We start from the raw sequence: 22,588 nt of genomic DNA on the forward strand, positions 1-22,588 counted from the left end.
GATTAAGGCTGAAAGGCTTGTTCAAAGGTAAAGCTGATAGACAGGGTGTTGCCGCCTAAGGGGATCATCTTGATAGAATCCGCTATCACACGGTAAAGACCCAAAACGCCATAGGGCGGAGTCCATAAGCACGCTTTTATCGTATGCTGGCGAATAAAAGTCAGTAACGGCAGCATATCGGGTTCTGTGCCTTGAAAGGTCAGCGGCCAGGATTGGCGTTCCGGGTTGATGCCATCGCCAGCCACCTGTTGATAGCCGTCGCCAAATTGCGCCACCCTGATGCGATGTAAAAAGTTCCCCTCCGGGGTACCTTGCGTACGCCAAGTGAAGGTGTTGATTGTCATGATGTGTACCGGATAAAAAAGAGTCGGTTTGATAATTATCGGATCGGCTTCATGAGAGTACACCAAAGAAAAAGTGGAGTTCATTTTTAAAAAATCAAATAACGGTTAATGGCATCATGACTTATCCCTATGACCTGCTGGGGATCATTAACCTCTTAAAGGCAACGATCAAAATATAAGATTAAATTCAAACTTCTACAATATTGGCACTAATTCCATCTCGTCGCTTTTCTTCTGGTAGTTTACGGAACCTATAATATTAATTCTTGAAAATGCTGCATTAGTTTTTTTCTAAAAGCCTCTAATTCTTCATCAGATAAAAGATTTATCATTGTTTGCAGCAACTCATGTGGCGGAAAAGACAATTTTGTTTCACTTTTTTCATCATTATTCACCTCTGTTACCATTTTAGTTATCATTTCATTCATCCCTATTTTTCCGTAGGATAATAGAACCCCTCTCTGTGCTGCTTTTTCAAACTGAACTTGTAGTAAATTACTGACCTGAGGATTACTATCCTTAGTTGCTTGCAACACCACTTCTTTTATTCTTTTATTATTTAGAAGAGTAGCCAGTTTATTTAGATTTCGTTCAGTCATGAAATCAAATAAGGATACCGTAGTACCAAGAATTTTCTGAATTAAGTTTGGATCTTGATTCCATATATCAGGTAATGGAACACCATTGCTAAGCAGAAGACCTAGAATCTTTAATATTCCTTCTTTTTTAAGAATATTTTTTTCAGCCATGAAATTTAATAAGAATGCTGTAGTATCAGGAATTTTCTGAATTAATTTTTGATCGTTATTCCGTATATCAGTTAATGGCTCATCATTGCTAAGTAGAGGAGCCGGGTTATTTAATATTATTTCTTCTTTAATTAGAACTTGTAGAGATTTTTTAGCACTTTTTGATAATCTCTTACCATTTCTAAGCAGAAAATCCAGAGTATTTAATATCTTTTCTCTATAATGATTTTGTATTTGTAGATAATCCTTGAAAAAAGCAGGCTCACTGAGATATTTTTCAGAAAAATCGTGTAAAAATGTTTTTAGATCTGCACCGTTGGCAACCACTTTGACAAGCAGAGTTTGTATTTTTTCTAAAACAATAGGGCTTCTATCCTTAAAATTTGAGATATACTCGTCACAAGCAAACTGTAAAAAAGTCTCTCCAAAAAATGGATTCTTTGGATACGGATTTGCACCCATTTTAACTAGTTCCCATATTACTTCTCTTGAAGTTCCGGTGCTGATAGCTAGGGACAAAATCCTCTGTGTACCAATGGATAGATCTGGATCTGCGCCCATTTCAAGGAGTACCCGTATTACTGCTTCTGAAACTTCGCACTGGAGAGCAAAGAACAAAGCTATTTCTCCATTACAAGTTTGATTTATATCTGCACCATTTATAATGAGTAGTCGTATTATTTCCGGTGAAGCTTGGCACTGGAGAGCAAAAAACAAAACTGTTTCTCCATTATAAGTTTGATTTATATCTGCACCACTTATAATAAGTAGTCGTATTATTTCTAGTGAAACTTTATGCTCGAGAGCAGAGAACAAAGCTATTTCTCCATTATGAGATATCTTTGGATCTGCACGCATTTTAAGGAATGCCCGTACTGTTGCTTCTGGAGCGTTGCTCTCAATAGCAAAGATTAGAGCTAGGACTCCCTTGTGAGGTTGATTTGGATCTGCACCTGATTTAACGAGTTCCAGTAGATCGTTTAATCTCGTGCGAGGATCAGGTGTATACGGGATAGCTTGGGAAGTATTCGTCACAGATACCACTTTATGAGAGAAGTCAGTGTTTCCATATGAATTTTCATATCTTACCGGGTCTACATTGTTTACTGTGTTCACACTGTTACTACCGATTGGCATGAGAATATCCTATTTGTTAATAATTATTTTTTTAATTATAATATAAAAAATAATTATCAATCCATTAAAATGCACCGTTTTATTAGGCATTTCTAGTGCTGACATTTTTTATCCTCTGATTAACATGATGAGGTGAACAAAACTGTTCGTATTTTTTCATTGCCTCTGTTTTTGATCACCCCTGCACTGCCAGCCATAAGGGTGTGCCGGGCTTACTGAGTTGTTCACTGAGGGTGGTGGTGATGGCCATCTTGATTTGTTTTCGTAGTGCTGCACTCTCCTGGGTGCTGACGGTGCCCTGTGGTTGTCCTGCGCCTTGATTCAGAATGTTGATATCGCCAATATTGATTTCTAACCTGGTACCTTTTCCTTGCATCCCCAACAGGGGAGCCTTTGCCGATGTTGTTCGCTGATGATTAACCAAGCCCCCTTGTGCATACCCGCGCATCAAGGCATAAAGATTATCAACCCCGATGCGCTCGGTGGCGGCTTTGGTCATGACAAATTCCCCTTTGTGAACGATACCGGCGGGGTGGTATTTATCTCCTTCACCGGTGTAGCCCCCACTCGCATGACTGGGCAGGTAACCTTGCCAGCCGGTGTTGATGCCCATTGCCCCGCTGCTGGCGGCCTTCGCCGGAATCGCGCTAAAAGACCCCCCTATCCAGCCCATGGCGGCTTGTATCGCTTGAGCAATCAGTAGGCGATTAATAATATCGACGATACTTGTTAAAAAGGCAGTGGCAAAGCTTTTCAGATTCACTTTACCGGTGGTGGTTAATTCCGTCATCATCGATGACAAGTTACCCATAGTGTGACTGGCCAGTTTTTGCGTCGCGGCGAAGACATGATGGGCAGTTTCACCGTACTCGATGATACCTTGCTGCATGCCGGCAAGCCAATGGCCTTGTTGCTGGTCTTCTTGCGCCCATCCGGCCTGTAAGGCGTGTTTCGCGCGCTGATAAGACGCGGTGATTTTTTCCCATTGCTCAGTATCAGTCACCCCTTCTTTTTGTTTCAGGTAGTGGTTATCCAGCTGAAAGGTTTGGTTAACCCGCTGCGCCTGTTGCGGTGTTAGGCCAAATTTGGCTTGCTGCTGAGCCTGACGACGAGCAAGCGACTGGCCGTAGTCTTCCATCTGTTTGAGGGCAGTGAGCCCTTTTTGCCGTTGGCTATTTTCACGGGATAGCTGGGCTTCCAGTTGCAGGCTGGCACTGATTTCTTTAGCATGTATCAGCAAAGATTTTTGATTAGCGGTTAATTGCGATTTGTTTTTTAAATCCGCTATCTGTTGCGTGAATCTCACCTGCTGTTTTTCTTGCTCGCTCATGGCCATGGTGAGGGTAGCCTGTTGACGTAACATTGCCAGCCGTTGACGGCTTTGCAGTAAGGCGCGGGTGGCGGCATTATCACGGTTCACAACGGGTTTTTTATTTTTTGGCAGCGCTTTATCCGCGTATCGGGCGGCGATTTCTGCTCGAATGCGCCGCTGCTCCTGGAGACTGAATCGCGCGGCAATTTCATCAAATTTTTTCAGTTCTCGGCTACGCCGCTGGGCGTTGCTCGCATACTGTTCACGCCAGGAATCGCGTCGTCGCAATGCCCTTTTTTCGCTTTCTTCCGCCTGATTATGGGCTGTTTGGCGAGCGACAGCGAGGTCTTGTTGAAATTGCTTTTCTGTTAGCAGTGCTTTTTGCCGTTCTAGCCCCTGAATTATCGTGCGATTAAAGTACCCTTTTTTAAGGTCAGTTAACTGCGCATCAATTAATGCAATTTTATCGCCGAGTCCCTTGTCTCTGCCTATATCCAGCATGGTATCCCACGCATTTTTTGCCATGCTCTTTAAACCGTGCCACGCTTTTTCCATTGTCCCCAGATTGGTGACAATATCATCAGCGCGGGTTTTTAGAGCCTGGGCATAGGCCTCCATTGCCAAGCGTGCTGCCCCCAGCGTATTGCCCGACTGTTCCAGCGCGGCTATCTGTTGATACTCGGAGGCGGTCAAAAAATGTAATTGCTTGTCTAAAGCCGTCGCGGCAGTCAGGGGCTCCTGCTGTAAACGTTTGAAATGTTGCACCGTTTCATCAATGGATTGCCCGGTAGCGGCCGCCATTTTTGCCGCAGCAACACTGATTTGTGCAATTTGTGTACGGTCAAAAGCACCGCTGCCGACCACCTGTGCCATGACAGCGGATAAGGCGGATTGCGTTAACCCATCACCTGATAACCTTTTCGCTAAAATTTGTAATTGAGCTGCGGTTTTGCCAGCATATTGGCCGGTTAAGATAAGCTGTTTGTGAAAAGTACGACTTTCTTGCGCTCCCCGGTAATAGGCCATGCCTATCCCTGCCAGCGCGGTCGCGACCCCGCCGAGCAGCAGTTTGGTGGGGGTGAGCAAACGCCCCATCGCCTTTAATGCATTGCCGATGCCACCAAAACTGTCTCTAATCTGCCCGCCTTGCTGAATAGCAATCATATACAGTGGCATCCCCCCTACCATCGAGGTGGCAATATCAGTAAATTGCATCGGCAATTGACGCAGCGCCTGACGGTATTGCCCCGCGGAGAGCGTGCCTTTTTTCCACGCTATTTCTTGTGCTTTCAGCGTGGCGATAAAGGGTGCGGCCTGCTGTGTCACCCCGAGCTGAGCGGCTTTATACGCCAACCTATCCGCGGTGGTTTTGCCCTGACATTCACTTTGTTCACGCAATGTGGCAATAAAGGCTATTTTCGCTTGAGTGGCGCGTTTGTCTGCCTGGGCTTGTGCCCTCGCCGCTTGCCCTTCCGCGGTTCTTGCTTGTGCCGCTTTCGCCAGTGTCTCCCGTGCTTGATGAATTGCCTGTGCGGCGTGGTCAAAGGTATCGCGGTCAATCAGAGGCGAGTTTTTATACCGCCTAAGCTGCGCTTCCATCGCATCAAGTTTGCTAAAAGCCGCGGTGACAGGATGGATTTTACTCAGTAAATGATGCAGTTCATCACGCTGTTGTTGTAAGCACCGTGTCGCTTGATGCGTTTGCTGGCTGACATGATTCAACGTAGTGGCAGTCGGTTTAAACGCTGCATTGACCGCTTCTGCCTTGCTGGCGGTACACGCAGCGGTTTTGCCCACGTTTTCCAGGGCGTGGATACCTTTTTCTAGGCCAGAGGTATCAACACGGAGTGAAATAGTCGCAATATTCGTCATGTTGAACTCCGCTGATGCATCAGTGACAAGGCAATGCGCTCCATGTGTCTAATATCGTCAAAAACGGTGGCAATGTTTTCTACCCCTAACAGCGCCATCACCTGCGGCAAGCAGCCGTAATCCAGCCCGGTGAGACCCATCATCCCGGTGCGCCATTGGGTTGACATCGCTTGCATTACCCTGAACGCAGGCCAAATATCTGGCCAAACCTCGAGGGAGGTGGGGGAAAAGTCCTCTGGACGCAAGCCCGCACAGGCTAATGCTTCTGCACTGGGCGCAGGGGTGTAGAGCGCGGTTGCCACCGCCCTCAGTTTTTTTCGCGCTGTCCCAGGAGCTCGCGGTAAAAGGTGGTGATGATGGCTTCCAGCGCTTGCGGGTAATTATTCGCCAAGCGGGTCAAATTGTCGCGGGTGAAGTCATCGGGGAGCGCCCAGGCGTCGGTAATGCTCTCGACAAAATCGAGTCCGGTTTGGTTTTTGCGTTTTTCCATCGCCGCTACCTCATTAAGGGGGAGGTGCTTGAAGGTAAAGGTGAGGATGCCCGCGTCCAATCCGGCACGCGGAATAGCGACATCGGCCTTAAAGCGAGGCTGGGGCTGTAAGGTAAATTCAATCGACATAGGGGGTTCCTTAGGTGATTTCTTTATAAAAGGTCATGGCGGGGCTCTGCATATTCAGCACCAATGAGACGGTTTCCACCGCATTGGCTTCCGTCGTCGGTACCTCGTTAAAAGCCAGCGTTGCTGACCAGTAACGCTTTTCCTTGGCCAGTGGCACCGACATGGCCATTGCCACTGTCTCTTGATGCTGATCGGCAGCACGTAACAACGGATACACCGCTAACGAAGCATCGTGCCCCAAGGTATAGGTCAGTGTGCGCGGGGCTTTCACGGTGTTGATATGGCGTTGCACGGTATCGGATAAGAATTGCAGGCTGACAGTTTGTTGCTCACCGCCGGTACTGGACACCTCTTTGATTTGCGGGATTTCTGTCCAGGTTTTTATTTTGCGCAGCTGGCCAATGCCACCCCCGGCTGGAAATTGATCGGTCTGGCGGGTATCAATCGCTTCCAGTGTGATACTGGTCACGGTGGCGGCAGAGACACGCGCCACCCGTTCATTGAGCCCCGTCCAGTCCGATGCGAGATGAACGATGTCATCTTTTTTAATGTTGTTGTTGCCCACCACCGTGAGCACCGCAGGAGCAGCATTGCTGATAGCGGTAAACGGCAGCGCGGTTTCATACGCTGATGCCAGGTAAACCTGGGCACCATTAGGTAAAGCAAAGCCCATAAGGCGTCTCCGAATGTTGAGATAAGTAAGAGGGTGTTTAGCGATAAGTCGATCAAGATAAAGCCGTTAGGCGATCTTTTTTATTCGATAAGGGTGTGTAGTTTGGCGAGTGCATCTTCAATTACGATCTGATCGACTTTTTCAATGAATTCTCCGCATCTGGCAGTGATATCAACCATTCTGCATTGATTTAACAACACCACGCCTTGCGTTTTAGCGCCTGTCCCCAAGAGCGTGACAGTGAAGCCCTGATACCTTGAGAACGCCCCGCCTTGTGTGATCGGGGCAATCAAAACCATACCAAGATCATTGAAGCTTTTAGGCGAGAGTACCAATACCGGTCGTCTTTCGCCTTGTTGTTCCCTTCCTCGAGTCGGGTTAAGTGTTAACAAGACAATATCACCGCGCGAAAATCCTTTTCTACGTGTCACCATAATTCTTCCCCTACAGAGGAGTGATTGGTGCCCCATACGCTTTCTTCCGTCTCAAGTGGGGCGTTGGCATCACATTTTTGAATTAGTTCGGCCAATGTGTAGCGTTTAGGTTTAGGCGTCAGAACCAACGCGCCGTCTTTAATTTCTACATCCAGCTCTTGCCCCACAGAAGCCCCCATTTTTTTCAGAAAAGGTGCTGGTATGACGATACCCTGGCTATTGCCCCATTTTTTGATCGCGACTGTCATAAAACCTCCGAACGTTGATGTTTATACAGCGTATAATAGTGACAGAAGAAGTCAATAATTATATTTAGTCTATACATTATAGGTGAAGTATCTTCAGACAAATGTAAAGCACGCTCATCATTTACCATGGGATAGTTGCCGATCAGATCACATGCGCCCGATAGCGCATACTGAGAGGCAAACTGTAGGTGGTGCAGTGGGTGATGCCGGCAAACAGCGTGGGCACGCTGACGATAGTGCAACTGATAATGCTATCGCTTATCAAACACGCTGATGATATCGTCAGCAAGCGTTTGGATAGGCGATTGACCGCTGCCTGTCGGGGCACAGAGTGTGATTTGATAAATGCCCTGATAAATCCGTGATACTTGCGCCAAATCCAAGCATTCGGTAGTGGCGGGCAAGAGATGCGATTGCAGGTACAGGCTGCCAGTGTCGCTAAAATGCACGTTTTGACTGGCAATCGGGATCCCTTTTTTACTCGCTAAGGTGCCCAGATGCTGCTCTAATAGCCTCGTGATACGTCCTGTCATCATTTTTTCACCGTTTTCGCCGCTTGGTTAAAAAATTGCTGAAATTCAGCGGCGGTGATCCGGATCATGCCGTTAGGTGCTTGTTTCGAGTGACCGAATTCCAGCCGAGTGGCATAGGGCACGGTATTACTGAAATAAATAGCGCGCGTTCCCCGCGTAAACTGCGTTAATTGCTGATTTCCATCAGTCAAGGTGAGCTGGCCACTGGGGTCAATGCGCCCGGTTTCCCCTTCTGCCGGCATATCAAAAGTCACCTGCCAGTTGCCACGAAATCGCCCCCCGGTGTAGCCCGGCGGCGCTTTCCCTTGCCAGGTATCCGCATTCCCTACCGGCGACATCATCACCAAGCGGTTGAGTATTTTTATCCCCAGCAGCTGAGGTAACTGTTGATGTGCCTGTTTGCCCTGATCGATAAAGGCCGTAATGGAGGCCATAAACCCTTTGTTATCATCCATCTTAACCCCTCAACTGCAATTGATAGCACAGCAGCAGCGCCGCGGGTTTCACTGGATTGACCTGTATCACCCGATGCGCTTTGTCATCGATAATAAGGCGATCACCCTGACAAATTGCCGTCTCTGCTGTCGCCATCATTTTACTGTCACCCTGTTGGATCAGCGTACCATCCACCTCACCGCGGGTATAACAGGAAATAATGCCGGTTACGGTGGCGATCTGCTCGGGCAGTTGCACTTCAATGCCGCTGATCAGCTTGATATTTTGACGGATTAACCGATAGGATATGCCATTTTCACGCAGTAAACGATCAGCAGTACGGCGTAAACCTGCATAATGGATCGCCATTTCACCTCCTGACGAGCGGTATTTGGCTGCTGCTGACAAGCAAGCCGCGCAGTAATCCCTTTAACCCACTGAAATGGGGCGATAAGGCAGGCGAGCCTGCCGCATAGGTCACGCTGACGGCGCCAGCAATACTTTCCTGAACCACGTCCTTGCCCCCGGCAAAAGCAGGCGTTAAATCCATCTGTTGTGCTGCCAAAGCAAGACGGCATTGTGCCTGAATAAGTTGTGATGGAAGGCTATTTTGGGGTAATAAATCGCCCTCGACAATAACCCCTGAACGCGGCCAGGCCAAGGGTTGAGAAGCGATGGTACGTTTGCCTTGCCAGTGCAATCCGGCCAGATAATCCATCGCTTTTATCAACAAGGCTTCACAAGCAATATCTTCCGTGGGGAGTGGCTCACCCCGTTTACTCGCCAGCTGGCGTAAATCGGCGACACTGGCATAACTTTCCCGCTCGGGTGAATGGATATCAGTGATAAGCATGTTATTTTCCCTGCTCACTGTGTTGCCACCCTTCCTCCTGCCAGCGGGTCACTTCATTAGCATGGACATGAGCAGTGATCGGCTCATCAGAATCGAACCGCGGCGGTCGTACCATTACAATCAGTGTCGAGGGTGGTTTGGTTACTGCTGTTTCTTTTTTGCTTTTCGTCACGGGCTTTCCTTCTATTAGCCTAAAATCAAGGCGCTGTGCTCCGGTTTCACTGCCGCCATCCCCCAGGCCAGCCCCACTTCATAGCGGATCTGACGATACTGGCGGTAGAGCGCCACTTGGAAAGTGATACCAGAGACCGGATCAGTGACATTCATCACATCATCGGCGGTATCTCCCCCGTCGGGCATGGCGGGGGTTCGCGAAGCGAGCAAGAAGGCATGACGATCAAAAGCCATATTCGCTGTGTAGTTACCCACCAGTGTGATAGCAGTGTTATCGGCAAAGTCTTGCAACAAGCCCGGTGCCGACAGGGTGATAACGGAGGCGCTGGCAGTTGCTACTACATACTGATGCGTATCACCGGCAAAGGTAACAATATCTCCGCGATTCACCGTGCCGCTGCCAGTATCCACCGCAATCAGCTGCGCACCCACCTGATACCCACCTGACTTGTTGACCAAAAAACCGCTGCCTGTCCCTGCGGTTACCCGTTTGATGCCAGCGGAATTATGCAAGTTAAAGCCTTCGATCCGCCCAATGGTACCTTCACGCAGCAAGCTTTCACTGCCAGCTTCATTGACTTTAAATAACACCGATTGTTTGCCGCGAATAGCTGATATCGCCGCGGAGCCCAACACCATTTGCAGATCGGTCGTTGGCGCCCCATTATCTTCCAGCACCCGACGCGCATCAGCAAAATCGGCCAGGTCTTCTTTGACGCCAAAGGGCGTGCTGCCGGCTTTCCCGACAGCTCGCGCCGAGCCGTAATACAGTGCCCCTATATCCTGCTCGACTTCATTGGCCAAGGCACGAAAAGCTTGTTTAAATTGGTCAGCCAGCAGCAGGTTATAGCTGCCTGCCGACCCCATGGCCATTTGTTCTTCGCCGTTCCATTGCACCGGTGCCATTTTGGATTTGCTGATTTTAACTTCCACGGTGCTGATCGTTTGTTCCGCACTGCCCGCTGCGGTAGGACCGGGGACGATATCCATCGTTTTGGCAATCGGCGCCACTGGAGCGGTGACATTTTGATCGAGGGCGGCGGCTTCTGCTTTGCTGTTGCGGGCGACGGCGGGAATAAAACCGACCTGCTCACGGGACACGCTGTCTAATGCGGTATAAATCGTGGGGATCAACCCCGTTAAGGTGTTTGCCATGCGGTGACTCCAAGGTTAAATGAGATACAATTAATCGACGATGGACATACCGTCTTTGAGGGCGGCCTGTTTACTGCCACTGTCCAAGGCATCAAAGGCGCTGCGTTTGAGGGTTTTTTGTCCTAATGGAGGTTGTGTTTGTTGTGACCCGCCGCCACTGTGGCCGGACGCTTTCAGAATGTGGTCTTTGTGCGGATACTGTTCGATAAGGTATTCCAAGGCTTCATCAAACTCCGCCATTTCGCCAGGCCGGCGGCGGGAGAAGACTTTGTTGCCTGCGGCATCCGTCGCGACCACTTTACCCGCCTCGATGTTGAATGCTTGACCGAATCGCGCCTGCACCAAATCCGCCGGAATGGCCAGGTTATCCTTGATAAACGTCGAACTGTTGAAACGGCTACCTATCATCTCTTGATATAACTGCGCTTCCAGGGTGTTATTTTTGCTGCTGGCCTCATCAAGCTGGCTCTGAAAGGCTTGGGTGATTTGCGCTTCGACTTCATTGGCCAAGGCACGAAAAGCTTGTTTAAATTGGTCAGCCAGCAGCAGGTTATAGCTGCCTGCCGACCCCATGGCCATTTGTTCTTCGCCGTTCCATTGCACCGGTGCCATTTTGGATTTGCTGATTTTAACTTCCACGGTGCTGATCGTTTGTTCCGCACTGCCGGCCGCGGTAGGACCGGGGACGATATCTACCGTTTTGGCAATCGGCGCCACTGGGGCGGTGACATTTTGATCGAGCGCGGCGGCTTCTGCTTTGCTGTTGCGGGCGACAGCGGGAATAAAACCGACTTGTTCACGGGACACGCTGTCTAATGCGGTATAAATCGTGGGGATCAACCCCGTTAAGGTGTTTGCCATGCGGTGACTCCAAGGTTAAATGAGGTACAATTAATCGACGATGGACATACCGTCTTTGAGGGCGGCCTGTTTACTGCCACTGTCCAAGGCATCAAAGGCGCTGCGTTTGAGGGTTTTTTGTCCTAATGGAGGTTGTGTTTGTTGTGACCCGCCGCCACTGTGGCCGGACGCTTTCAGAATGTGGTCTTTGTGCGGATACTGTTCGATAAGGTATTCCAAGGCTTCATCAAACTCCGCCATTTCGCCAGGCCGGCGGCGGGAGAAGACTTTGTTGCCTGCGGCATCCGTCGCGACCACTTTACCCGCCTCGATGTTGAATGCTTGACCGAATCGCGCCTGCACCAAATCCGCCGGAATGGCCAGGTTATCCTTGATAAACGTCGAACTGTTGAAACGGCTGCCTATCATCTCTTGATATAACTGCGCTTCCAGGGTGTTATTTTTGCTGCTGGCCTCATCAAGCTGGCTCTGAAAGGCTTGGGTGATTTGCGCTTTCACCTGATCGACTGCCCCGGTGTCAGCGCTAATGATAAAAGACCGTAAATTGCTAATTTAATTTGTCCACTCAAGCCAGAATGCAGTTTCCTTTGTGGTGACAAAGCCATGAGGGAAATAAGCATGCTAAGAAGAGAGGACCACTACATGATAAAACAACGCCATCAACAGGGGGCATTTATTGTTGATATTGCCCATCAGATAGGGTGTTCAGAAAAGACGGTGAGACGGCACATTAGCTATCCTGCGCCGCCAACAGCAAAATGCGGTAAAAAACAGGTTGCTAAACTCGAGCCCTTTAAAGACTACATCGATTCAAGGTTGAGTGAACAGGTTTGGAATGCGGCGGTTATTTTTGAGGAAATCCGTGAAAAAGGCTACCGCGGCGGGAGTGCGATGCTCCGACGTTATATTCATCCGAAGCGTCCACTCAGGGCCTCGAAAAACACGGTACGCTTTGAAACCCTCCCCGGTTATCAACTTCAACACGATTGGGGAGAAATCATCGTTGAGGTGGCAGGCTCTGCCTGTACGGTTAATTTTGCCGTTAATACGCTCGGTTTTTCGCGTCGCTTTCATGTCTTTGCTGCCCCTAAGCAAGATGCTGAGCACACGTATGAATCGCTGGTTCGCAGCTTCAATTACTTCGGTGGCAGCGTAAAAAATGTCTTGGTAGATAACCAAAAAGCCGCTGTTATCAAACATGGACAAAATGGCCACATCGAGTTCAATGCAGGCTTCCTGCAACTGGCTAATCACTATGGGTTTAGTCCTCGCGCCTGTAAGCCCTATCGACCGCAAACGAAAGGCAAAACCGAACGGATGGTGGGCTATGTTAAACACAATTTTTTCACTCGCTACCGTCAGTTTGAGAGTTTCGCTCATGTTAATCAACTGCTAGCGATGTGGCTGGCGAAAGTGGCAGACCAGCGTCATCTTCGTCAATTCAAGCAGACACCGGAAAATCGTTTTGCTGAGGAAAAAATAGCTTTGATGCCACTCCCTGCGACTGATTTCGATACCAGCTACTTCGACCTACGACAAGTGGCATGGGACAGCTATATCGATGTCAGAGGTAATCGCTATAGCGTGCCTTCATTCTGGTGTGGTCGTGCGGTTAATATTCGTATCGGTTTAGATAATACGCTACGTATTTACGGCGATGAGCAACTGCTCGCGACGCATCTCTTGCAGGAGGTAACGCAGGGCTGGCAAAAGGTGCCAGAACATCATCAAGCCCTTTGGCAACAGGTCAATCGAGTAGCGTCTCGTTCGCTCAGTGTGTATGAGGAGCTACTCTGATGGAAATGGAAAACTTGTTGATACGGTTAAAAATGGATTACCTGGGCGATGCGTTGGAGAGTTTATGTGAAGAAGCCACCAAGAAAGCACTGAACTACCGTGAATTTCTCCAGCAGGCATTAGCCCAGGAATGGAACGGGCGTCACCAAAAAGGCTTGGAATCGCGGTTAAAACAAGCACGTTTGCCGTGGATAAAAACCTTGGAGCAATTTGACTTTACTTTCCAACCAAGTATAGACAGGAAAATTATCCGCGAGCTGGCGGGGCTGAGGTTTGTCGAACATCATGAAAACGTCATTTTGTTAGGCCCACCTGGGGTAGGGAAAACGCATTTGGCGATAGCGCTGGCTGTCAAGGCAGCTACAGCTGGGCATCGGGTATTGTTTATGCCTCTGGATAGACTCTGCTGTACCTTAATGAAGGCAAAGCAAGAAAACCGTCTGGAACGCCAACTTCAGCAACTGTGCTATGCCAGGGTATTAATACTGGATGAAATCGGGTATTTACCGATGAATCGCGAAGAAGCTAGCCTATTTTTCAGGTTATTGAGCCGTCGTTATGAAAAGGCGAGCATCATTCTCACATCAAATAAAAGTTTTACTGATTGGGGGGACGTATTCGGTGATCACATTTTAGCAACTGCGATTTTAGACAGGCTTTTACATCATTCAACCACATTGAATATTAAAGGAGAAAGCTATCGACTCAAAAATAAACGCAAAGCAGGCATGTTGCCTATAAAAACGACTGATATTATCCAGGCGCCTGGAATAGAAACCCAACAGGAAAATTAGCAAAAACTGGACATTTTAAAGTAGCAAAAAGTGGTCAATCTAAAGTAGCGTTGACAACTTGCTCACATTGCTCGCGACTGAGTGTCATGCCGGGCTTCACCGGCTGCCCCTCCACCCGCGTCGCCCCACGGCAAATCGTCCAAACATGTGCGCCATCGCGATACGCCGTTAGCCGGTTGCCTTCTTTTTCTTGCAAAAATTGCGTCAGGATGGCGGTTGTTGTTGCTCCTGCCACAATCAGTCCCAGCAGGGGTTTGCTTAGCGTGCTCATTTTCCTGCCCTGCTCTTACGCCGGTCTTCTTTAATCTTGAAATACAAATTCGTCAGATAGGTGAGTACCGCCAGCAAGACGCCCGCCAGCACACCAATGGCATTCCATTGTTCCGAGCTGTCGCTGCTCAGCAAACCATTAAAAATACTCCCGGCGCATGCCGCATAGGTCGCGCCTGTGGTCACTTTGTCCATGCTCTGTCTCGTCTATTAGTAGGGGATGGAATGAGGTTGTATAAAAAAATAGCGCCATCCCCCGTTTACCCTCTCGTGGATAGAAAGGTTGAACACTGATGGGCAGGGGGAGGTGCTAAAAGGTGAAAAGACCGCGCGATGCGCAGCCTTTGAAATAAAAGGCTGTCAATAACATTAAATAATAAACAGGTAATAAAAATTGAAAGGGAAAATTGCTTTTCTGGTGACTATGCTAATAGCAGATCAAAAACCAGTACCGGTTAAATGAGGCTAACCGGAAAACAGGAGGGGGGCAGATGAAAAAAATAAAAACAGTCTTGAATAGTTTATTCGTTATATTATTAGCATTACTCACACCGGCTTGGGCTTCTTCCTATTTGTAACGCCACTACGTGGGAGATGACTTTTGTGGGTCTCATCCCCGTGTGTAAGCAACAAAAAATTATTGAACAGCAAGCAACCTCCTTCCATGGAGAAAACCCATCTTCTTCTATGCAAAAACACGAAGAGGAATTCAAAGCAAAAATGCGGAAGGTGTGGCTATGGTGGTAATCACTATTCAGACAATAAAAATTTTCTTCAGAATATTACCGGTTATATTATTACCGGTGCCTGTTTTAGCCTCTCCTGATTGGGGGCTTTCTTCTGATTGGCTCCCTAATGGTTGTACAGCGCGTATGGTACCTCAACCTTTGAAGCTCTCCCAAATACTCGTAGTAAGATGTCCTGAAAAAGATACGGCAGCACAGCAAACAACAATTCGTACAGAAAATCAAAATGGGTCTTCTACTTCTTCTGCCCGAAGGAAAGAGGAATTGCAGCGATTGAGGAAGATGACGCTTTTTCTGTAGCAGCACAATAGCGGCAAACTACCGCTATTTTCTACTCCCTTTAACCCGTAAGTCGAGTGGCGCCACCTGTATAAAATCTCATAAAAAAGGCCAGTAGAGGCCATCTTTTGACACCGTAAAAGTGGGTGACAAAGAAAAATTTACGGTAAAGACCTCTCTGCTAATAGAGTCTTTTTTTGTTCGCAAAACAAGCGTTTTTTGCAAGCACCTGACAAGACAAGTCGGTATAACGTTCCTTGGTATGGATTCGTCAAAATATGTCATGATTCCGATATTTAAAGTAAATATTTATTAATTATTTATATCGTCTGATTGTTATTTCATACCTTTAATTATCAGCGCGTTAATCAATGCCATTATGTTTTTAATCTAATGGCACAAAATGCTATGGTTTATTTAATTGCAAAAGAGAAAAGTAAAATGCCAGTTCATAATCAAATATCAGGTTTTTCAACACCTTCATTTACAGCAGTACCAAGACAAGATAGCAATCCAACAAGGCTTCAAACAATCACAAGAATAGAGAATCGTGCCGGATCTTCACTGACCGTTACTAATTTACTGACTAGCCAGAACACTCCAGTAATGGAGAACGATGACGCAATATTTTTTCAACTTCGTGATGAACTGATTAAATTACTCGAGACTGGACAGAATAATCAGTGTATAGAGAATATAATCAATAAGATGGAATTCGATGATATTCTTAAGCGTGATGAGAAAGGGTTTAGTATTTTTCATCTCATTCGTTCAGATCAATTTATTAAAATATTCGAACCAATCAGAAAAAAAGCAGTTGAAACAAACAAAGAAGACGCTTTAAAGCGTTTAATCGAAGCTATGTGTGTAGTACGCCCTAATGGTTATACTGATAGTTATATAGATAAATATAAAGACCGTGAGGATTTTCATGTTGAGGATAAATGGGATATTTTTAGATCTGCTCATGATATTGCATTCTTTGGAGAATCCGACTTAGTAATAAACTCGCTCCTCGATGTTTTTATCAACGACATAAGAGGCTCTCATCTTGATTTCAATCAAAAAGCAGTAAAATTATATGATTGGGTTCATGAACCTGACACGGGTTCACATGAAAATCGTCGTGAGGCATTAGAGCTATTGTTGGCAAATTTAGCTACAAAAAATACTGAACTATTTCTCGATAAACGTCAATTAAATACTGTGCCTGCTATTTTAAATGAATATACATGGTTAACCACCCTGTCTCTTGGACACAACAGGCTGACTGAGCTCCCTGATTTGTCCGAACTATCATTACAAAAAGTTAGTTTAGAAAATAACCTATTCGCTGCGATTCCTTTTGAACTTCCTTTGTCATTAACTGAACTGAACATGCTTAATAATTTCATAACACAAACAAACTCAACATTAGAAAGCCTATCAGAAAATTGCCAGGTTGATCTTTCAGGTAATCTGATTTCAGAAGACACCATTATCAGGCTTAACCAAATACTTAATGCTTCCGATTATCATGGACCTCATATTCTCTTTTCTATGCAATCAGAACCAGCGGTTCTTCCATTATTTCCTACCGAACCAACCTTGCCTGAAGTACTCGCTAAATGGGAAATCTCAGAGACAGTAGCAGCCTGGATAAATATAAGAAATGAAGCGTATTTCCCGAATTTTTTGAGTTTTATTCATAAATTGGGGCAGACAATCAACTTCAGCAACCCCGATTTCAGAAAAAACGTGACGACTTTCTTAACACGGTTGGTTTCAGAGAGCAAGGAGTTGCGAGCGCACGTTTTTCTAATCGCAGAGGAGGCAACTTCTTCCTGTGAAGATAGAGTGTCACTGGCTTATAATCAAATCAAAAACGTTTATTTGAATCATGCAATTGAGCAAGGAGAATATGACAATCGAGTGAAAGAGATCATTCATGTAGCTTTCGGCCATGTCGATAATGTGTTGCCGTAAAATGCGGCGACCGTCACTGGTAGCGCCCTCGACGGCGGCGCGGAAAAAGCGGGATGTGGCCATTTTTGTTGGCTCCGGTTAACAATAATGCGATCTAGCATGGCAACCCGGCCGCTGGCAAACAATCGGTAGCGGTTGTCTTAGTGCTCACACAGGGTGTGGCGAGAGAGGGCGGGGCGTTTGCACGGTAGCCTTGTCAACGCTACTTTAGATTGACCACTTTTTGCTACTTTAAAATGTCCAGTTTTTGCTAATTTTCCTGTTGGGTTTCTATTCCAGGCGCCTGGATAATATCAGTCGTTTTTATAGGCAACATGCCTGCTTTGCGTTTATTTTTGAGTCGGTAGCTTTCTCCTTTAATATTCAATGTGGTTGAATGATGTAAAAGCCTGTCTAAAATCGCAGTTGCTAAAATGTGATCACCGAATACGTCCCCCCAATCAGTAAAACTTTTATTTGATGTGAGAATGATGCTCGCCTTTTCATAACGACGGCTCAATAACCTGAAAAATAGGCTAGCTTCTTCGCGATTCATCGGTAAATACCCGATTTCATCCAGTATTAATACCCTGGCATAGCACAGTTGCTGAAGTTGGCGTTCCAGACGGTTTTCTTGCTTTGCCTTCATTAAGGTACAGCAGAGTCTATCCAGAGGCATAAACAATACCCGATGCCCAGCTGTAGCTGCCTTGACAGCCAGCGCTATCGCCAAATGCGTTTTCCCTACCCCAGGTGGGCCTAACAAAATGACGTTTTCATGATGTTCGACAAACCTCAGCCCCGCCAGCTCGCGGATAATTTTCCTGTCTATACTTGGTTGGAAAGTAAAGTCAAATTGCTCCAAGGTTTTTATCCACGGCAAACGTGCTTGTTTTAACCGCGATTCCAAGCCTTTTTGGTGACGCCCGTTCCATTCCTGGGCTAATGCCTGCTGGAGAAATTCACGGTAGTTCAGTGCTTTCTTGGTGGCTTCTTCACATAAACTCTCCAACGCATCGCCCAGGTAATCCATTTTTAACCGTATCAACAAGTTTTCCATTTCCATCAGAGTAGCTCCTCATACACACTGAGCGAACGAGACGCTACTCGATTGACCTGTTGCCAAAGGGCTTGATGATGTTCTGGCACCTTTTGCCAGCCCTGCGTTACCTCCTGCAAGAGATGCGTCGCGAGCAGTTGCTCATCGCCGTAAATACGTAGCGTATTATCTAAACCGATACGAATATTAACCGCACGACCACACCAGAATGAAGGCACGCTATAGCGATTACCTCTGACATCGATATAGCTGTCCCATGCCACTTGTCGTAGGTCGAAGTAGCTGGTATCGAAATCAGTCGCAGGGAGTGGCATCAAGGCTATTTTTTCCTCAGCAAAACGATTTTCCGGTGTCTGCTTGAATTGACGAAGATGACGCTGGTCTGCCACTTTCGCCAGCCACATCGCTAGCAGTTGATTAACATGAGCGAAACTCTCAAACTGACGGTAGCGAGTGAAAAAATTGTGTTTAACATAGCCCACCATCCGTTCGGTTTTGCCTTTCGTTTGCGGTCGATAAGGCTTACAGGCGCGAGGGCTAAACCCATAGTGATTAGCCAGTTGCAGGAAGCCCGCATTGAACTCGATGTGGCCATTTTGTCCATGTTTGATAACAGCGGCTTTTTGGTTATCTACCAAGACATTTTTTACGCTGCCACCGAAGTAATTGAAGCTGCGAACCAGCGATTCATACGTGTGCTCAGCATCTTGCTTAGGGGCAGCAAAGACATGAAAGCGACGCGAAAAACCGAGCGTATTAACGGCAAAATTAACCGTACAGGCAGAGCCTGCCACCTCAACGATGATTTCTCCCCAATCGTGTTGAAGTTGATAACCGGGGAGGGTTTCAAAGCGTACCGTGTTTTTCGAGGCCCTGAGCGGACGTTTGGGATGTATATAACGTCGGAGCATCGCACTCCCACCCCGGTAGCCTTTTTCACGGATTTCCTCAAAAATAACCGCCGCATTCCAAACCTGTTCACTCAACCTTGAATCGATGTAGTCTTTAAAGGGCTCGAGTTTAGCAACCTGTTTTTTACCGCGTTTTGCTGTTGGCGGCGCAGGATAGCTAATGTGCCGTCTCACCGTTTTTTCTGAACACCCTATCTGATGGGCAATATCAACAATAAATGCCCCCTGTTGATGGCGTTGTTTTATCATGTAGTGGTCCTCTCTTCTTAGCATGCTTATTTCCCTCATGGCTTTGTCACCACAAAGGAAACTGCATTCTGGCTTGAGTGGACAAATTAAATTAGCAATTTACGGTCTTTTATCATTAGCGCTGACAGATATTGCGTCAATAGTCTTCGATGCCAGTGAATCGCACGCAAACAACCTAAAAACAGAACTTGATCTTTTATATCAACAGCAAATAAAAACGCTGCCTGGTGTTGACAGACTATCCTCTCTATTAATTAAAAATTACCAGGAAGAGACTTATCAGGGGAATGCCCATTATTCGATTAAAAATAAAGCCATATTGTGGGTACCAGCATTCGCTATTTTTAAATTCTCTATCGCTTGCACACAATTATTAACCATTGAAGCAGAAAAGGCTTTTTTCTACGCTCATATTGATTTGGATACGCAAGCAAACGGGGAACTGAAAAATGGAGAGCCCCCTTTTCAGCCTACTTTCTGGATCACCCATAGCCGATCTTCCCTATTAGAATTCATCAATTATTCTTTTTTTCCTCTCTTTAGCGCCTCGAACGGATTAAAAACGAGAGTCAAAATTATGCAAGAGGGGAAGCAGTTGACACTGGTAGAACATTTCCAAAAAGGGACTTCATCGGTAGCAGTGCATTACGCAATCAATATCACTCCTACTGCTAGCAGCCCGCTTTTGTTACGAAAAATTCAATGCAGCAGCGACATTTTCAGCATGTTAGTACAAGACGAGTTATTTGTTGGTGCACGCTCTTTACAAACCACCATTAAACAGTTGCGAGGGCTACTATCCACCCTATTGCTAGACATTTATTTACTGGATGATTATCCCGCAAACGTTGATCTATGGAACGAAAAATCCCCGGCTGGAGAGATTTACGCCGATGAAATAATTCAAATTACTGACAATGAAAATACTGACGAGTACTGGTGGAGTCAATCATGCGGGATCCTCGCTCCGATAACGCTGCGAGCGGGAGAGCAGGAGAAAATCAAGCCGATATGGAGCGGAAAGACTGATTATCAAAGAGTTAGCTTTTGGATGTCGGTAAGCAATGAAAATGAAGAAAGCATGCAAAAGCTCTACATAAAACGCGACACAGAGCCTTATATCAATTACAACAAATTGGGTTCACTCAAACATGTCGGACATACGCCAGAACGGCTTTATACTGAAGACAGTCAAGAAAATGTTTATGCCATCGATGTTGCTGGACGCGCGTATTTATCGACGATAGGCAGCAAATGGTTAACAAAACATCGAGATGATCTCCCTGCCGCTTTTACCGCTTTACTGGCGATCAATGATAATGAAGCAGACGAACGCTTTCATCTTCCCGTGCTGAGTGTCGAAGGATTTTCTTGCGGCGTTTCCACCGACAATACCAAGTCCTTACAAGCCTGGTATGAGACGAAGTTAAAAAGATTTTATTTTTGTTACTCATCCCACGGACAAAAATTACACTATCTCGCTCATGACACACAGGAAAAAGCCGCCTTTTGGGATCCGCATAACAAAACGCTCCTTTATATCAGCAGCCTATCTCTTGATGAAGTACAAACATTTAACCCTGTGATCCCTGAAAATATACTACCAGCTGTAGAGATCGTGCTATATGGTGTGCAAAAAGCTTGGAAAAATGAGGAATTACTCTATCTAAAAATTCATCAGTTGATCTTTTTTTCTGATTTCAACCAATCGCCCTATCATTTTTCTCTACAGGACATTACTGAAGAATACTTCTCCCCCTATTTGCTGTCTTATCAACTGGCGCGTGCCTTGGAAAAAGAGTTTTACCGGATTTTCAGCGATGAAAATCGTGTTTATAGCGGTGATCACTACGCGATTTGGCAAACTCATATTCCCTATATCCCTCTTGGCGTGCAAGATTTATTCGCGATCAATTTTACTGAAAGAAAAACACAAATCCGGAAAATGCTAATAGAAAAAATAGTTAAAAGAACGCCAGACGATCTATCGGTTACACCAAAAAATATGTGGACTTTTTTAGCGGCACATCTTGCTCAATTCCTGCCGAAAGCACGACTCCATGTTGGCGACATCAACAACATGATAAGCGAGGCCTTCACTAGGATCCGTAAAAATGGTGCAGCTAATATTGAATTGAAGCAAAAAAAACTCCTGCAATTTAGTCAATATGGATGGTATGACAGACAGTTATCAGCACTTTTCATGATACCTAAAAAGAGAGATAAACAGGTCGACTATCAGTATTTAGGGCTGAGCCGAGACGGATACCACAGCTATGTCAGTGCTGAGGAAAAGAAAGTATATAAAATATCGGCGTTAAAAAAATGGGAAATGGTGCAAGGCTGGCCTGCTGAATCGCAAGAGGTGGCAGATCTGCTCTGTATTAAACGCTTTGGTGACGAGCTGATTTATATTGAAAAGGGAAGTACGCTATCTGGACTGCAAAAAAACCTGCCTTTCTCTGCTTATTTTCTTACCGACATTAAAGGAATAAAAACACTGTATCCGCGGCGAAAATCAGCCACACTCCTCATCCAATTACAACATTGGTCAGCGATCACTTTCGTCATTCAGGCGCATAATAGGGCACTTGAAGAAGATGTTGAATTAATTATCGAAAATGAGGATTTGGGCAGTTATAAGGTACAAAGGGAAGAGCAGAACCTATGGATTTCCCACACGCAAAGAAAATTCGCTCTCTGTATTTCTAACGCATTGAATGCAGAGTCTGTGCATGAAAACATTGATTTGAAGGTCGTCAATGACAGTATCACGATGACACTACCTTTAAACCAACTGATTGAAAAGTATAACCATCGAGCTAATCAGCCGGAGGCATTTTATGGTGAAGTGTTCTATCCTCTCTATACTTTAAGCGAGCTGCTCACGAGTTCAGCCTAAGGATCGCCAGCGGGGCGAGCAAAACCCCTGCTGTCAATTTTGTGCTCTATAGCTGAATCAAATTAAACTGATTCGGCTATGGCACTGTTAACAAAGTTAACTTATTGAATAACAAGTAATTTATAAAAATATTTAGGACGCATAAAATAATGATGAGATAAAAATAATACTTTTTGTGATCGGCTTTATCATTGAGAGAATTCGCCGATCGCTGCCATAAAAAATCGATTCATCTGT

25 protein-coding genes and 3 pseudogenes are annotated in these 22,588 nt (G+C 46.1%); 6 read left to right on the plus strand and 22 right to left on the minus strand.

All coding sequences use genetic code 11. The annotated features are described in order from the left end of the window. Positions 1-2: 2 nt before the first annotated feature. From AACL30_RS15885 to AACL30_RS15965, 17 genes and pseudogenes are all read right to left on the minus strand, one after another. Positions 3-344 (minus strand): phage tail protein, encoded by a 342-nt coding sequence (locus AACL30_RS15885; RefSeq protein WP_339058502.1) that lies wholly within the window; start codon positions 342-344, stop codon positions 3-5. Between the two features lie 251 nt (positions 345-595). Further along, the gene (locus AACL30_RS15890) at positions 596-2,230 is read right to left on the minus strand and encodes an ankyrin repeat domain-containing protein (RefSeq protein ID WP_339057312.1); all 1,635 of its coding nucleotides are present in this window, start codon (positions 2,228-2,230) and stop codon (positions 596-598) included. A 175-nt stretch (positions 2,231-2,405) separates the two neighbouring features. After that, on the minus strand, positions 2,406-5,414 hold the full coding sequence (locus tag AACL30_RS15895; protein WP_339057313.1) for a phage tail tape measure protein: 3,009 nt from the start codon (positions 5,412-5,414) through the stop codon (positions 2,406-2,408). Continuing rightward, positions 5,411-5,716 (minus strand): DUF1799 domain-containing protein, encoded by a 306-nt coding sequence (locus AACL30_RS15900; RefSeq protein WP_339057314.1) that lies wholly within the window; start codon positions 5,714-5,716, stop codon positions 5,411-5,413. Before AACL30_RS15900 ends, AACL30_RS15895 begins: the two co-directional genes overlap by 4 nt. Positions 5,717-5,721: 5 nt before the next feature. Next, positions 5,722-6,033, minus strand: a complete 312-nt coding sequence (locus AACL30_RS15905) for a phage tail assembly chaperone (RefSeq protein ID WP_339057315.1) — start codon at positions 6,031-6,033, stop codon at positions 5,722-5,724. 10 nt (positions 6,034-6,043) lie between these two features. Further along, complete coding sequence (locus AACL30_RS15910; protein WP_339057316.1) at positions 6,044-6,706, minus strand: phage tail protein; 663 nt, start codon at positions 6,704-6,706, stop codon at positions 6,044-6,046. Positions 6,707-6,786: 80 nt separating this feature from the next. Beyond that, positions 6,787-7,140: a type II toxin-antitoxin system ChpB family toxin gene (locus AACL30_RS15915; protein ID WP_339057317.1), complete on the minus strand. Its 354-nt coding sequence runs from the start codon at positions 7,138-7,140 to the stop codon at positions 6,787-6,789. Next, positions 7,134-7,388: an AbrB/MazE/SpoVT family DNA-binding domain-containing protein gene (locus tag AACL30_RS15920; protein ID WP_339057318.1), complete on the minus strand. Its 255-nt coding sequence runs from the start codon at positions 7,386-7,388 to the stop codon at positions 7,134-7,136. The genes AACL30_RS15915 and AACL30_RS15920 overlap by 7 nt, the downstream gene beginning before the upstream one ends. Before the next feature lie 251 nt (positions 7,389-7,639). Next, positions 7,640-7,924, minus strand: a complete 285-nt coding sequence (locus AACL30_RS15925; protein ID WP_339057319.1) for a phage tail terminator-like protein — start codon at positions 7,922-7,924, stop codon at positions 7,640-7,642. Beyond that, entirely contained in the window at positions 7,921-8,376 is a 456-nt protein-coding gene (locus AACL30_RS15930) for a hypothetical protein (protein ID WP_339057320.1), read from the minus strand. Before AACL30_RS15930 ends, AACL30_RS15925 begins: the two co-directional genes overlap by 4 nt. 1 nt (position 8,377) lies before the next feature. Then, positions 8,378-8,725: a hypothetical protein gene (locus AACL30_RS15935; protein ID WP_339057321.1), complete on the minus strand. Its 348-nt coding sequence runs from the start codon at positions 8,723-8,725 to the stop codon at positions 8,378-8,380. A 1-nt stretch (position 8,726) separates the two neighbouring features. Further along, on the minus strand, positions 8,727-9,209 hold the full coding sequence (locus AACL30_RS15940) for a DnaT-like ssDNA-binding protein (RefSeq protein ID WP_339057322.1): 483 nt from the start codon (positions 9,207-9,209) through the stop codon (positions 8,727-8,729). A gap of 1 nt (position 9,210) precedes the next feature. After that, on the minus strand, positions 9,211-9,381 hold the full coding sequence (locus AACL30_RS15945; protein ID WP_339057323.1) for a hypothetical protein: 171 nt from the start codon (positions 9,379-9,381) through the stop codon (positions 9,211-9,213). 14 nt (positions 9,382-9,395) lie between these two features. Beyond that, positions 9,396-10,538 carry a P22 phage major capsid protein family protein gene (locus AACL30_RS15950; RefSeq protein WP_339057324.1) on the minus strand — a complete coding sequence of 381 codons (1,143 nt, stop codon included), beginning with the start codon at positions 10,536-10,538 and terminating at the stop codon, positions 9,396-9,398. A gap of 30 nt (positions 10,539-10,568) precedes the next feature. Then, entirely contained in the window at positions 10,569-11,399 is an 831-nt protein-coding gene (locus AACL30_RS15955) for a DUF6651 domain-containing protein (RefSeq protein WP_339057325.1), read from the minus strand. Positions 11,400-11,429: 30 nt separating this feature from the next. Continuing rightward, positions 11,430-11,918, minus strand: a pseudogene (locus tag AACL30_RS15960) (DUF6651 domain-containing protein); the annotation flags it as partial. Next, positions 11,894-12,019 (minus strand): hypothetical protein, encoded by a 126-nt coding sequence (locus AACL30_RS15965; protein WP_339057326.1) that lies wholly within the window; start codon positions 12,017-12,019, stop codon positions 11,894-11,896. The pseudogene AACL30_RS15960 and the gene AACL30_RS15965, both read right to left, overlap by 25 nt. On the opposite strand from AACL30_RS15965, the gene istA (AACL30_RS15970) reads away from it, so the two are divergent. Then, entirely contained in the window at positions 12,018-13,196 is a 1,179-nt protein-coding gene (istA, locus tag AACL30_RS15970; RefSeq protein WP_339056693.1) for an IS21 family transposase, read from the plus strand. The genes AACL30_RS15965 and istA (AACL30_RS15970) overlap by 2 nt on opposite strands. Further along, positions 13,193-13,990, plus strand: coding sequence for an IS21-like element helper ATPase IstB (gene istB / locus AACL30_RS15975; RefSeq protein WP_339058365.1), 798 nt, complete (start codon positions 13,193-13,195; stop codon positions 13,988-13,990). Before istA (AACL30_RS15970) ends, istB (AACL30_RS15975) begins: the two co-directional genes overlap by 4 nt. 37 nt (positions 13,991-14,027) lie before the next feature. Here the strand turns inward: istB (AACL30_RS15975) and AACL30_RS15980 are convergent. Next, positions 14,028-14,261: pseudogene (locus AACL30_RS15980) on the minus strand (glycoside hydrolase family protein); the annotation flags it as partial. Next, positions 14,258-14,455: a class II holin family protein gene (locus AACL30_RS15985; RefSeq protein ID WP_176487595.1), complete on the minus strand. Its 198-nt coding sequence runs from the start codon at positions 14,453-14,455 to the stop codon at positions 14,258-14,260. The pseudogene AACL30_RS15980 and the gene AACL30_RS15985, both read right to left, overlap by 4 nt. Before the next feature lie 408 nt (positions 14,456-14,863). Between AACL30_RS15985 and AACL30_RS15990 the strand changes: the two genes are divergently transcribed. From AACL30_RS15990 to AACL30_RS16625, 3 genes are all read left to right on the plus strand, one after another. Beyond that, entirely contained in the window at positions 14,864-15,007 is a 144-nt protein-coding gene (locus AACL30_RS15990; RefSeq protein WP_339057327.1) for a hypothetical protein, read from the plus strand. Further along, complete coding sequence (locus tag AACL30_RS15995; RefSeq protein WP_339057328.1) at positions 14,998-15,306, plus strand: hypothetical protein; 309 nt, start codon at positions 14,998-15,000, stop codon at positions 15,304-15,306. Before AACL30_RS15990 ends, AACL30_RS15995 begins: the two co-directional genes overlap by 10 nt. 1,518 nt (positions 15,307-16,824) lie before the next feature. After that, positions 16,825-17,250 carry an NEL-type E3 ubiquitin ligase domain-containing protein gene (locus AACL30_RS16625; RefSeq protein WP_422389609.1) on the plus strand — a complete coding sequence of 142 codons (426 nt, stop codon included), beginning with the start codon at positions 16,825-16,827 and terminating at the stop codon, positions 17,248-17,250. On the opposite strand, the pseudogene AACL30_RS16630 reads toward AACL30_RS16625, so the two are convergent. From AACL30_RS16630 to istA (AACL30_RS16010), 3 genes and pseudogenes are all read right to left on the minus strand, one after another. Beyond that, positions 17,242-17,313: pseudogene (locus AACL30_RS16630) on the minus strand (hypothetical protein); the annotation flags it as partial. The gene AACL30_RS16625 and the pseudogene AACL30_RS16630 sit on opposite strands and share 9 nt — an antisense overlap. A gap of 187 nt (positions 17,314-17,500) precedes the next feature. Next, on the minus strand, positions 17,501-18,298 hold the full coding sequence (istB, locus tag AACL30_RS16005) for an IS21-like element helper ATPase IstB (protein WP_339058365.1): 798 nt from the start codon (positions 18,296-18,298) through the stop codon (positions 17,501-17,503). Continuing rightward, complete coding sequence (gene istA, locus AACL30_RS16010; protein WP_339056344.1) at positions 18,295-19,473, minus strand: IS21 family transposase; 1,179 nt, start codon at positions 19,471-19,473, stop codon at positions 18,295-18,297. Before istA (AACL30_RS16010) ends, istB (AACL30_RS16005) begins: the two co-directional genes overlap by 4 nt. Here istA (AACL30_RS16010) and AACL30_RS16015 point away from each other — a divergent pair. Beyond that, positions 19,472-22,351 carry a hypothetical protein gene (locus AACL30_RS16015; protein WP_339057330.1) on the plus strand — a complete coding sequence of 960 codons (2,880 nt, stop codon included), beginning with the start codon at positions 19,472-19,474 and terminating at the stop codon, positions 22,349-22,351. The two genes, istA (AACL30_RS16010) and AACL30_RS16015, sit on opposite strands and share 2 nt — an antisense overlap. Positions 22,352-22,588 lie beyond the last annotated feature (237 nt).

Origin of the sequence: Candidatus Regiella endosymbiont of Tuberolachnus salignus, from assembly GCF_964020115.1 — a bacterium.
Lineage (GTDB): Bacteria > Pseudomonadota > Gammaproteobacteria > Enterobacterales > Enterobacteriaceae > Regiella > Regiella insecticola.

Coding starts and splice junctions, on each gene's coding strand:
- AACL30_RS15885 (WP_339058502.1), bottom strand. CDS start 344: ATGACAATCAACACCTTCACTTGGCGTACGCAAGGTACCCCGGAGGGG.
- AACL30_RS15890 (WP_339057312.1), bottom strand. CDS start 2,230: ATGCCAATCGGTAGTAACAGTGTGAACACAGTAAACAATGTAGACCCG.
- AACL30_RS15895 (WP_339057313.1), bottom strand. CDS start 5,414: ATGACGAATATTGCGACTATTTCACTCCGTGTTGATACCTCTGGCCTA.
- AACL30_RS15905 (WP_339057315.1), bottom strand. CDS start 6,033: ATGTCGATTGAATTTACCTTACAGCCCCAGCCTCGCTTTAAGGCCGAT.
- AACL30_RS15910 (WP_339057316.1), bottom strand. CDS start 6,706: ATGGGCTTTGCTTTACCTAATGGTGCCCAGGTTTACCTGGCATCAGCG.
- AACL30_RS15915 (WP_339057317.1), bottom strand. CDS start 7,140: ATGGTGACACGTAGAAAAGGATTTTCGCGCGGTGATATTGTCTTGTTA.
- AACL30_RS15920 (WP_339057318.1), bottom strand. CDS start 7,388: ATGACAGTCGCGATCAAAAAATGGGGCAATAGCCAGGGTATCGTCATA.
- AACL30_RS15925 (WP_339057319.1), bottom strand. CDS start 7,924: ATGATGACAGGACGTATCACGAGGCTATTAGAGCAGCATCTGGGCACC.
- AACL30_RS15930 (WP_339057320.1), bottom strand. CDS start 8,376: ATGGATGATAACAAAGGGTTTATGGCCTCCATTACGGCCTTTATCGAT.
- AACL30_RS15935 (WP_339057321.1), bottom strand. CDS start 8,725: ATGGCGATCCATTATGCAGGTTTACGCCGTACTGCTGATCGTTTACTG.
- AACL30_RS15940 (WP_339057322.1), bottom strand. CDS start 9,209: ATGCTTATCACTGATATCCATTCACCCGAGCGGGAAAGTTATGCCAGT.
- AACL30_RS15950 (WP_339057324.1), bottom strand. CDS start 10,538: ATGGCAAACACCTTAACGGGGTTGATCCCCACGATTTATACCGCATTA.
- AACL30_RS15955 (WP_339057325.1), bottom strand. CDS start 11,399: ATGGCAAACACCTTAACGGGGTTGATCCCCACGATTTATACCGCATTA.
- istA (WP_339056693.1), top strand. CDS start 12,018: ATGCTAAGAAGAGAGGACCACTACATGATAAAACAACGCCATCAACAG.
- AACL30_RS15965 (WP_339057326.1), bottom strand. CDS start 12,019: ATGCTTATTTCCCTCATGGCTTTGTCACCACAAAGGAAACTGCATTCT.
- AACL30_RS15985 (WP_176487595.1), bottom strand. CDS start 14,455: ATGGACAAAGTGACCACAGGCGCGACCTATGCGGCATGCGCCGGGAGT.
- AACL30_RS15995 (WP_339057328.1), top strand. CDS start 14,998: ATGGTGGTAATCACTATTCAGACAATAAAAATTTTCTTCAGAATATTA.
- AACL30_RS16625 (WP_422389609.1), top strand. CDS start 16,825: ATGCAATCAGAACCAGCGGTTCTTCCATTATTTCCTACCGAACCAACC.
- AACL30_RS16015 (WP_339057330.1), top strand. CDS start 19,472: ATGCTTATTTCCCTCATGGCTTTGTCACCACAAAGGAAACTGCATTCT.
- istA (WP_339056344.1), bottom strand. CDS start 19,473: ATGCTAAGAAGAGAGGACCACTACATGATAAAACAACGCCATCAACAG.